The sequence below is a fragment of the Pseudonocardia sp. McavD-2-B genome (genome assembly GCF_024124365.1).
Taxonomy (GTDB): Bacteria; Actinomycetota; Actinomycetes; order Mycobacteriales; family Pseudonocardiaceae; genus Pseudonocardia; species Pseudonocardia alni.
Genome location: NZ_JAMXSG010000251.1, coordinates 1 through 8,876, shown reverse-complemented (window position 1 = coordinate 8,876; position 8,876 = coordinate 1). Strand labels below are relative to the sequence as shown.

Annotated in this window: 15 protein-coding genes; 7 read left to right on the top strand and 8 right to left on the bottom strand. The window is 75.1% G+C overall.

What is annotated here, in order from left to right:
- On the bottom strand, positions 1 to 831 hold an 831-nt coding region (locus NH602_RS24580), incomplete at its 3' end, for an SDR family oxidoreductase (protein ID WP_253069013.1).
- 125 nt (positions 832 to 956) lie between these two features.
- Between NH602_RS24580 and NH602_RS24575 the strand changes: the two genes are divergently transcribed.
- A complete protein-coding gene (locus NH602_RS24575) occupies positions 957 to 1,358 on the top strand; it encodes a MerR family transcriptional regulator (RefSeq protein WP_100878213.1) in 402 nt (133 codons plus the stop codon).
- Here the strand turns inward: NH602_RS24575 and NH602_RS24570 are convergent.
- The gene (locus tag NH602_RS24570; protein ID WP_073574364.1) at positions 1,355 to 1,627 is read right to left on the bottom strand and encodes a hypothetical protein; all 273 of its coding nucleotides are present in this window, start codon (positions 1,625 to 1,627) and stop codon (positions 1,355 to 1,357) included. The genes NH602_RS24575 and NH602_RS24570 overlap by 4 nt on opposite strands.
- A 205-nt stretch (positions 1,628 to 1,832) precedes the next feature.
- On the opposite strand from NH602_RS24570, the gene NH602_RS24565 reads away from it, so the two are divergent.
- From NH602_RS24565 to NH602_RS24555, 3 genes are all read left to right on the top strand, one after another.
- The gene (locus NH602_RS24565; protein ID WP_253069012.1) at positions 1,833 to 2,015 is read left to right on the top strand and encodes a DUF1508 domain-containing protein; all 183 of its coding nucleotides are present in this window, start codon (positions 1,833 to 1,835) and stop codon (positions 2,013 to 2,015) included.
- 99 nt (positions 2,016 to 2,114) lie between these two features.
- On the top strand, positions 2,115 to 2,612 hold the full coding sequence (locus NH602_RS24560; protein WP_161152329.1) for a nuclear transport factor 2 family protein: 498 nt from the start codon (positions 2,115 to 2,117) through the stop codon (positions 2,610 to 2,612).
- A gap of 177 nt (positions 2,613 to 2,789) precedes the next feature.
- Entirely contained in the window at positions 2,790 to 3,605 is an 816-nt protein-coding gene (locus NH602_RS24555; protein ID WP_179762294.1) for a sigma-70 family RNA polymerase sigma factor, read from the top strand.
- A 40-nt stretch (positions 3,606 to 3,645) separates the two neighbouring features.
- Here the strand turns inward: NH602_RS24555 and NH602_RS24550 are convergent, their stop codons facing one another.
- Positions 3,646 to 4,443, bottom strand: coding sequence for an SDR family oxidoreductase (locus NH602_RS24550; protein ID WP_073574461.1), 798 nt, complete (start codon positions 4,441 to 4,443; stop codon positions 3,646 to 3,648).
- A 278-nt stretch (positions 4,444 to 4,721) separates the two neighbouring features.
- Here NH602_RS24550 and NH602_RS24545 point away from each other — a divergent pair, with 278 nt between their 5' ends.
- Complete coding sequence (locus NH602_RS24545; protein ID WP_073574368.1) at positions 4,722 to 5,081, top strand: TraR/DksA C4-type zinc finger protein; 360 nt, start codon at positions 4,722 to 4,724, stop codon at positions 5,079 to 5,081.
- 65 nt (positions 5,082 to 5,146) lie between these two features.
- Here the strand turns inward: NH602_RS24545 and NH602_RS24540 are convergent, their stop codons facing one another.
- The gene (locus NH602_RS24540) at positions 5,147 to 5,725 is read right to left on the bottom strand and encodes a type 1 glutamine amidotransferase domain-containing protein (protein ID WP_073574369.1); all 579 of its coding nucleotides are present in this window, start codon (positions 5,723 to 5,725) and stop codon (positions 5,147 to 5,149) included.
- A 158-nt stretch (positions 5,726 to 5,883) separates the two neighbouring features.
- Between NH602_RS24540 and NH602_RS24535 the strand changes: the two genes are divergently transcribed.
- Together NH602_RS24535 and NH602_RS24530 are read left to right on the top strand one after the other, a co-directional pair.
- The gene (locus tag NH602_RS24535; protein WP_100878217.1) at positions 5,884 to 6,366 is read left to right on the top strand and encodes a helix-turn-helix domain-containing protein; all 483 of its coding nucleotides are present in this window, start codon (positions 5,884 to 5,886) and stop codon (positions 6,364 to 6,366) included.
- Entirely contained in the window at positions 6,363 to 6,890 is a 528-nt protein-coding gene (locus tag NH602_RS24530; protein ID WP_083658088.1) for a PaaI family thioesterase, read from the top strand. The genes NH602_RS24535 and NH602_RS24530 overlap by 4 nt, the downstream gene beginning before the upstream one ends.
- Positions 6,891 to 6,896: 6 nt before the next feature.
- On the opposite strand, the gene NH602_RS24525 is transcribed toward NH602_RS24530, so the two are convergent.
- The 4 genes from NH602_RS24525 to NH602_RS24510 form a co-directional block, all read right to left on the bottom strand.
- Positions 6,897 to 7,457 (bottom strand): hypothetical protein, encoded by a 561-nt coding sequence (locus NH602_RS24525; protein WP_179762292.1) that lies wholly within the window; start codon positions 7,455 to 7,457, stop codon positions 6,897 to 6,899.
- A gap of 184 nt (positions 7,458 to 7,641) precedes the next feature.
- Entirely contained in the window at positions 7,642 to 7,989 is a 348-nt protein-coding gene (locus NH602_RS24520) for a nitrile hydratase accessory protein (protein WP_253069011.1), read from the bottom strand.
- Positions 7,986 to 8,573 (bottom strand): nitrile hydratase subunit alpha, encoded by a 588-nt coding sequence (gene nthA / locus NH602_RS24515; RefSeq protein ID WP_073574373.1) that lies wholly within the window; start codon positions 8,571 to 8,573, stop codon positions 7,986 to 7,988. The genes NH602_RS24520 and nthA overlap by 4 nt, the downstream gene beginning before the upstream one ends.
- Positions 8,570 to 8,876, bottom strand: a 307-nt coding sequence (locus tag NH602_RS24510) for an SH3-like domain-containing protein (protein WP_253069010.1), incomplete at its 5' end; no start/stop codon positions are given. The genes NH602_RS24510 and nthA, both read right to left, overlap by 4 nt.

The following is an 8,876-nucleotide window of genomic DNA, read 5'->3' as shown; positions in this document are numbered from 1 at the left end:
CTGCCGGGCCGGGGCGGGCGCGTCACGGAACGGCGTCGGGACCGGCGACGGCCGGGTGTGCCCGCTCCCCCGCTCCAGGCGCTCGCAGCGCTCCCGGCCCCGGCCCGCGACCCGTGCGGCCAGCCGCAGCGCGGTGCGCGGCGCCTCCAGGTAGCCGACCAGCGCCCGGTACACCCAGCCCGGCGCGGACAGCGTGCGGCCGCGGGCGAGGTCGTCGAGCGAGCGGCGCACGACATCGCGGGGGTCGAGCCACAGCGGTCCCTGCGGGTCGTCGTCGGTCCGGATCCGGCCCGCGGCGACGGCGGTGACGGTGACGCCGGTGCCGTGCAGCGACGCTGCGACGGTGTCGCTGAACGCCAGCACCCAGGACTTCGACGCGCCGTAGGCGTTGCCGCCCGAGGCCAGGTACCCGGCGAAGCTCGCGATGTTGAGCACGCCGCCGCGGCCGCGGGCGGTCATCGCCGGGACCGCGGCGCGGGTGAGGCGCATCAGGGCCGTCACGTTGAGGTCGATCTCGACGGTCAGCGCCTCGACCGGCGCCTCGGCGAAGACGGCGTCGGTCTCGACGCCCGCGTTGTTGACCAGTAGCTCGATCGGCAGGTCCCGGTCGGTGATCCGGCGCTCGACGGCGGCCAGCCCGGCCGGCTCGGTGAGGTCGGCGGGCAGGACCTCGACGATGGCGCCGGTGGCGCGGCCGATCCGCTCGGCGACGTCGGCGAGGCGGGCGGCGTCGCGCGCCACGAGGACGACGGACCATCCGCGCTCGGCGAGCTCGTGGGCGTAGACGGCGCCGAGCCCGCGGCTCGCTCCGGTGACCAGTGCAGTCGGCATGTCGACGACGGTAGGGACGGTTCGCTGTGGCGCCCCTGAGAAGGCCCGCCCCGCTGAGAGCCCGCTGAGACCGGCCCGGGCCCGGCGGTACGGTCGGGGCCGCACGGTCGAGGGGAGGTGGTGTCGTGCAGCAGATCGGTGAGGTGGCCACGCGTGTGGGGCTGTCGCTGCGCACCATCCGGCACTGGGACGAGCTGGGGCTGGTCACGCCGTCGGCCCGCAGCACCGGCGGTTTCCGTCTCTACACCGAGGACGACGTCGAGCGCCTGCGGTTCGTCAAGACGCTCAAGCCGCTCGACCTCGGCCTGGACCAGATCCGCGCGCTGATGGCGGTGATCGACGGTGCCCGAGCCGACCTCGACGCGGGCCGTCCGGTCGGCGACGACGCCCGGGACCGGCTGGCGCTCTACCGCACCGCCGCCGAGTCGCAGATCGAGGCGCTGCACGCCCGGATCCACGGGCTGGAGCTGCTCTCCCGCGAGCTGCGGGCGCTGTCCGAGCCGCGGACCGGCGACGCGGACGACTAGCGCGGCGACGGCAGTCCGCGCACCGCGCCGAGGTCCTCGGGCACGTCGACGTGGCGCCACAGGTCGTCCAGCCCGGTCAGCGGGCGGTCCGGCAGGGCGGCGTCGAGCACCTCGTACAGGCGGGCCCTGGCGTCCTCGGCGCGGGCCGCGGCCAGCAGCGCCGCACGCGGTACCGGGCCGTGGCCGAAGAGCTCGCCCACGAAGTCCAGCACCTCGACCCGGGTGACCGGTACCCGATCGGGGTCGGCGGGCCGGTCGTCCTGACCCACGGCACCCTCCTCTCACCGCCGGGACGGCCCGGGAAGTGCACCGGCCGGACCGCCGAAGGACCGGACTCTACCCTCACACGCCGGGAGGGTTCTCCGGCCCGCCCCGTCGAGCGGCACACTCCGTTGCCCGTCACAACGTCATCTGGGCTGACGTGCGCGCCCATCCGCACCGACCAGCGGTGGTCGATCGAGCCGGGGAGGCCCTGTGGCAGGCAAGTTCGAGGTGTACGAGGACCGGGGCGGGAAGTTCCGGTTCCGGCTGCAGGCGAGCAACAGGCAGGTCGTCGCCGTCGGCGAGGCCTACGAGAGCACGTCGGCCGCCCACAAGGGCTGCGAGGCGGTCCAGCGCGCCGCCGAGGGCGCCACCGTCGTCGAGACCGACGCCTGAGCGGACCTGCCGGGGCCGGTGTCGCGGCCCCACCGGCAGCCCGCCGGACGCGTCCGGTCCGAGACGGGTCGGAACGCCTCCGGCGGGTAGTCGCACACCATGCAGCGACACATCGCACCGGACGACTCCGCACCCGCCGGCGCCGCGCCCGGCGACACACCGCGCGGGGACCACCCCGGCCCCGACGACACGGCACTCACCGACCGGCGGGTCCGCGCCTTCGCCGACGCACTGCAGGCGTTCGAGCGGGACGGCGGGACGGAGGATCTGCTCGCCCGCTTCCGCGACGGCGCCACGGCCGAGCGCCTCGACGGCCGCGGGGCCCGCACCGATCTCGGAGCGTTCTGGCAGGAGTACCTCTCCCCGTTCGACCACGTCGCGACGACCTTCCGCCACGCCGTGCAGACCGGGGACTCCGTCGCGCTGGAATGGCACAGCGACGCCGTGCTCGCCGGGGGCGGCCCGGTGACCGTGCGCGGTGTCACCGTCCTCGATCTCACCGACGCCACCGACGACGACGGTTCGGGCACGGTCACCGCCCTGCGCACCTACTACGACACCGCGGTGTTCGTGACGCCGCCGCACGCCCGGGTCTGAACCGCACCGCGGTCCCCCGCCCCGGGTTGTGGTCCGTCCGGGCCGTGGTTACGGTCGAGCTCCCGGCACCGGGCACGCAGGACACCGCCGACGCGGGTCCGCCGCCCACCGGTCCACACGAGATCCGTTCAACCGTGCAGCGGACCCCGCACCTGCCATCGGCGATTGCGAGGGACCATGCAGAGTCCCACTCTCTCCACCCGGCCCACGACGACCACCCGCGACGGCCGACGGGGCTACGACGACCTCATCCCCGATCTCGACCAGCTGGCCGGGACCGAACCGGGCACGCCGGGCCGTGATGCGTTGCGCGAGTACGTGATCCGCGAGTTCCGTCCACTCGTGCGCAACCTGTCCCGGCGCTTCGCCGCCCCCGGCCGGGGCGTCGAGGACATCGAGCAGGCCGGCATGCTCGGTCTGGTCAAGGCGGTCGACCGCTACGATCCGTCGTCGGCGACCGGCGGCCCCCTCGGCTACCTGGTCCCGAGCATCCGCGGCGAGATGAAGCGCCACCTGCGGGACTACTCCTGGGCGGTGCGGGTCCCGCGCGACCTGAAGGAGCTCGCCGTCACCGTCGGCCGGGTCGCCGACGAGATGGGGCAGCGGCTCGGCCGTCCGCCCCGCCCCTCGGAGATCGCGACCGAGGTCGGCGTACCGATCGGCGAGGTCGTCGATGCGCTCGGCGCGCTGGAGTCGCACCACGCCAAGTCCCTGGACGCGCCGGTCGGCGACGACGGTTCCGGCGAGGGCCTGTCGCTCGCCGAGCGGATGGGCTCCGAGGACCCGGCGCTGGACCTCGCGGCGCACGGCCCCGGGATGCGTGCGGCACTCAACGAGCTGCCCGAACGGGAGCGTCGGATGCTGGTCCTGCGCTTCTACGGCGACCGGACCCAGTCCCAGATCGCCACCGAGCTGGGCATCTCGCAGATGCACGTCTCGCGGCTGCTGTCACGGACCCTGGCGCGGCTGCGCGAGCGGCTGGCCGACGACTGAGGAGCCCCGCCGTGCCGCCGGCGCGGCGGGGCCCGGACGCTCAGCCCGGCAGGGTCTCCCCGCCGACCGGTGCGAGCACCTCGCCGGTGTAGTACGACGACAGCCGCGGCGCCGCGAAGAACACGAAGGACGGCGCGATCTCGTCCGCGGACGCGGGACGCCCCATCGGGGTCTGCTCGCCGAACCCGTCGACCTTGTCGGGCGGCATCGTCGCCGGGATCAACGGCGTCCACACCGGACCCGGGGCGACGCAGTTGACCCGGATGCCGCGGGGGGTCAGCGACTGCGCGAGCGAGTAGGTCAGCGACTGGACCGCGCCCTTGGTGGCCGAGTAGTCGATGAGGCTCTTGTTCCCGCGCAGGCCGTTGATCGATCCGGTGTTCACGATCGCGCCGCCGTCGGGCAGGTGCTCCAGGGCCGCCTTCGTGACCCGGAAGTAGCTGTGGATGTTGACCTCGAAGGTCCGCAGCCAGGCGTCGTCCTCGATGTCGGTGAGCGCGTCGACCGGTTCCTGGGTGGCGATGTTGTTCACGACGGTGTCGAGCGCGCCCAGCTCCTCGACGGTGCGCCGCACGATGTCGGCGCAGTGCGCGGCGTCCCCGAGGTCACCGGGAAGGGTCAGGCAGCGCCTCCCTTCGGCGCGGACGAGCCCGGCGGTGTGCTCGGCGTCGTCGTGCTCCTCCAGGTAGGCCAGGGCGACGTCGGCGCCCTCCTTGGCGAACGCGACGCACACCGCGCGCCCGATGCCGGAGTCACCACCGGTGACCAGGGCGACGGTGCCGGCGAGCAGGTCGCGGCCCTGGTAACCGCGCATCTCGTCGCGGGGACCGGGGTCCATCGCGCCGGTGTCGCCGGGCGGGCTCTGCTGCTGGGCGGGCGGGCTGTCGGACACGGGGCTCCCTCTCGATCGGTCCGTGACCGGCGACGGGACGAGCCCGCCGACGGGCCGGGACGGTGCGCCGGCGGGTGCGGCCGAAGGGGACCACGGCCGCACCCGTCGGCCACGCCGCGCCTACCCGCGTCGCCCGGGGCGAAACGGCTGCGTGTGCGCGCCCGCCGGTGGGGTAGTCCGGTCCCCGTGCGGCCGTCCGGTCGCGCGGCACGAGAGGAGACCCGATGGACGCGGAGCGGGCACGCACCCTGCTGACCGACGAACTGGACCAGCTGGAGGGCAGCTCGGCGGTGACCGAGCGGCCGGCGCCGGGTGACGACCGCGTCGGCGAGGGTCTCGACTTCGGCGACGAGGGCGCGCGGGCCTACGAGACCATGGCCCACGACCTCGACGAGAACACCCGCCGGGCCCGCACCGCGCGGGTCCGGGCAGCGCTGACCCGTCTGGACAAGGGTGAGTACGGACGCTGCGACGTGTGCGGCGAGCAGATCGACGACGAGCGGCTCGAGGCGCGCCCCGACACCGACCGGTGCCGCGACCACCCCGAGGACGCCGCGCAGATGGCCGGCCCCGTCGAGGGCTGACCCGGTACGCGGACGGGCCCGGCACCCGCTCGGGATGCCGGGCCCGTCGACGTCGTGCGGGTGGGTCAGGCGGTCGCACCCTCCGGGTGCACCGGGTGCTTCCCCTCGGCGAACTCCTCGATCAGCTTCGCGCAGAACGCGTCGAGGTCGTCGGGGTTACGGCTGGTGACCAGCCCCTTGTCGTTCACGACCTGCTCGTCGACGACGGTCGCGCCCGCGTTGCGCAGGTCGGTCCGGATGCTCGGGAACGACGTGAGGGTGCGGCCCTTCACCACGTCGGCCTCGACCAGCGTCCACGGGCCGTGGCAGATCGCGCCGACCGGCTTGCCCGCCGTGAAGAAGGCCTTCACGAACGCCACGGCGGTGGCGTCGGCCCGGAGGTTGTCCGGGTTCACGGTGCCGCCGGGCAGCACCAGGGCGTCGTACTCGTCGGCGGACACGTCGGCGACGGCCCGGTCGACGTCGAGCTTCTCGTCCGGGTTGATGTCGGCCGACATCGACTGGATCGGGTCCGTGGACAGCGAGACCACCTCGACCCGGGCGCCGGCCTTCTGCAGCTCCTCGCGGGGCTGGACCAGCTCGACCTTCTCCACGCCGTCCGCGGCCAGGATCGCGACGGTCCGGCCCTGCAGTTCGTTCGCCACCGTGGGTTCCTCCTCGGTCTCGTGCTCGTGCGTTGTCCCCTCCCGGCTTCCCGCTGTGCGCACGATCAATCGCGCACGACGGGACCGGGCACTGTCGCCGTCCACCGCGCCGGGCTACCCTGCCTCCTGAGTAGCGCGGCGATACCCAGGAGGCGGAGATGGACGCACGGACGGCGGCGGCGTCCCAGGTGTGCTCGGTGGCCCGCACCGCGGCGCTGCTGGCCGACCCGTGGACGGTGCTGCTCGTGCGCGACCTCGGCCGCGGGGTCGCCCGCTTCGACGAGCTGGCCCGCGGCCTGGGCGTCGCACGCACCGTCCTGAGTCGGCGGCTGTCCGAGCTGGTCGGCGACGGCGTCGTCGAACGGGTGGACTACCGCGAGCCCGGCGCCCGGACCCGCGCCGAGTACCGCCTGACCCGCCGCGGCCGCGACCTGGGCGTGGTCCTGGCCGCGCTCATGGACTTCGGCGACCGGCACCTCGCCGGCGACGCCGGCCCGCCCGTGGTCCGCGTGCACACCGGCTGTGGTGCCCCGGTGCGCCTGGTGAGCGTGTGCACCGCCGGACACCGCCTGGGTCGCGGCGACGACGTCCACCTCGAACCGGGCCCCGGAGCCCCCGTCCCCGAGCAGGAGCCACGATGACCTCCGCAGCAGAACCCACGGCCGGTCCGGCCACCGCCACGCGCCGCCGCGAGCACGAGTGGACCGACCCGATGGTGCTCGCCGCCGCCGCGTCCGGTCTGGACGGACTGGAGTACCTGCGCCGGATCGTCGACGGCCGCCTCCCCGGGGCGCCCGTCGCGAGCCTCGTCGGGTTCCGTGCCGTCTCCGCCGAGCACGGGCGCGTCGCCTTCGCCTTCGAACCCGGCGAGCACCAGTACAACCCGATCGGCTCGGTGCACGGCGGGGTGTACGCCACGCTGCTCGACTCCGCCTGCGGGTGCGCGGTGCACTCCACGCTCCCTGCCGGGACCGGCTACACCAGCCTGGACCTGTCGGTGCGCTTCCTGCGCCGGATCACCGTCGACACCGGCACCGTGACGTGCACCGGCCACGTCGTGCAGGCCGGGCGCCGCACCGCGCTGGCCCGGGCCGAGCTGACCGACGCCGGGGGCCGGCTGCTGGGCGAGGCCACGTCGAGCTGCCTGATCCTGCCCGGCGACTGAGCCGTCTCAGCGCGGCGCGACCGGGCCCTGGGTCGGCGCGCTGCCGGAGCGGTCGGTGCGCTGCGCGGCCTCCACACAGGTCGCGGAACGGACCGCGCCGGCCGCGTCCGGGCCGGTGGCGTAGAGCGACGGCCCGGGGAGCCCGGGAGTGAGGGCGCGCGCGTCGTCGGTGACGGCGGCGAAGCCCTGCCGCCCCCACACCCAGACGGCGCGGTCCCCGGCGCCGCGCAGCGTGCCGGTGATCGGCGCCGAGACGAACGTGAGGTCCCCGTCGGTCGCGGTGAACCGGTCGGCGCCGGGCACCGCACCGACCGGGAGCGCCCCGGACAGCGCGTCGACGAGGGTCCCGCGGGCGGGGGTGCACGAACGCAGCGCGGCGGGCGGGTCGTCGACGGCGAGCCGGGCGAACTCGGTGGCCGGGTCGATCTCGCGGGACGCGCGCGCCTCCCCCGGTGCGACGAGCGCGCCGAACCCGACGACGACGGCGGCCAGCACACCGGCACCCACCAGCAGGACCCCGGCACACCAGGCGACGGTCCGCAGGACCACCGACCCGGATACGCTCATGGCACCAATCTATCCGCGCACCGGGGTATCGGCCCTGCGGAAACATGATCGGTTATCGAGCGGTGACACCGGCCGGGTCGCGCACGGCCCCGATCGGGTCGGCGCAGTTCCGTTCCGCATTCGTATGGGGTAGGGCGCGGGAATACGGTCACCTCCCATTCGGTCACCACCGGTGAATGTGCTTCTACCGAACGTGACCATGGCCGTCGTGGTCGTGGTCGTGGTCGTGGCCGGCCGGGCGGGCGGCGAGACCCGCGGCGCGGGTGGACACGTCGGCCCCGCCCAGCCGACCCGCGGCGACGAGCGCGTCCTCGCAGGCGGCGAGCCAGCAGCCGTAGTAGGGAGCGGCGGGGTCGGCGGCGATCCGCGCGACCAGCCGGTCGCGGAAGCCGTCCCAGGTGAACACCCCCGCCTCGGCCAGCGCGACGGCCAGCCCGAATGCGCGTCCCTCCCAGGGCGCGGCGAACACCAGCTCCCCGTTGGCGCGCGGCGGGGCGGCGGGGCCCGCGACGTCGAGCAGCGGAGCGCTCACGACGGTTCCACCGCCTCGGCGACCCCGACCATCGCGTCCCGCCCGACCAGCCCGGCGAGCTGCTCGGCGGTGAGCCCCTCGGTGCCCGCGGGGCGGCGCGGCAGCACCAGGTAGCGGACCTCGGCCGAGGAGTCCCACACCTCGATCCGACGCTCCGGGGGCACGTCGAGGCCCATCTCGGCGAGCACGGTCCGCGGCTCGCGCACGACCCGGGCCCGGTAGGCGGGGTCCTTGTACCAGCTCGGGGGCAGCCCGAGGACCGGCCACGGGTAGCAGGAGCACAGCGTGCAGACCACGACGTGGTGCACCTGCTCGGTCTGCTCCAGCACCACCATGTGCTCGCCCTGCGGTCCGGTGAACCCGAGCGAGGCGATGGCCGCGGTGCCGTCGCGCAGCAGCCACTCCCGGAACTGCGGGTCGGTCCAGGCGCGGGCGACGACCGTCGCGCCGTTCAGCGGGCCGACGTCGCGTTCGTAGGTGCGCACGAACCCGTCGACGACGGCCGGGTCCACCAGCCCCCGTTCGACCAGCAGCTCCTCCAGCGCCGCGGTGCGCAGCGCCGGACCGGGATCGTCGTCGGTCATCGTGGCTCCAGGTAGGACTCGAACAGGTCGGCGTGCACGGTGACGTGCGGGTCCGCGCCGGGGCCCCACACGTCCGGCGCGGCGAACGCGACGGTGTACACGTGCTCGGGGTGCTCACCGGCGAACACCGCGTGGGTGTCGGGCAGCACGTGTGCGGGCCGCACCGCGGTCACGGCGCCGGGTGTCCCGCGCAGGTAGCGGGGCAGCTTGCACGGCCCGCGGCCGACCGGGCCCGCCGACGGTGCGGGCGGAGCGACGTCCGGGGGCTCGCGGCGGGCGCGGACCGGGTCGCCGGGGGCGAAG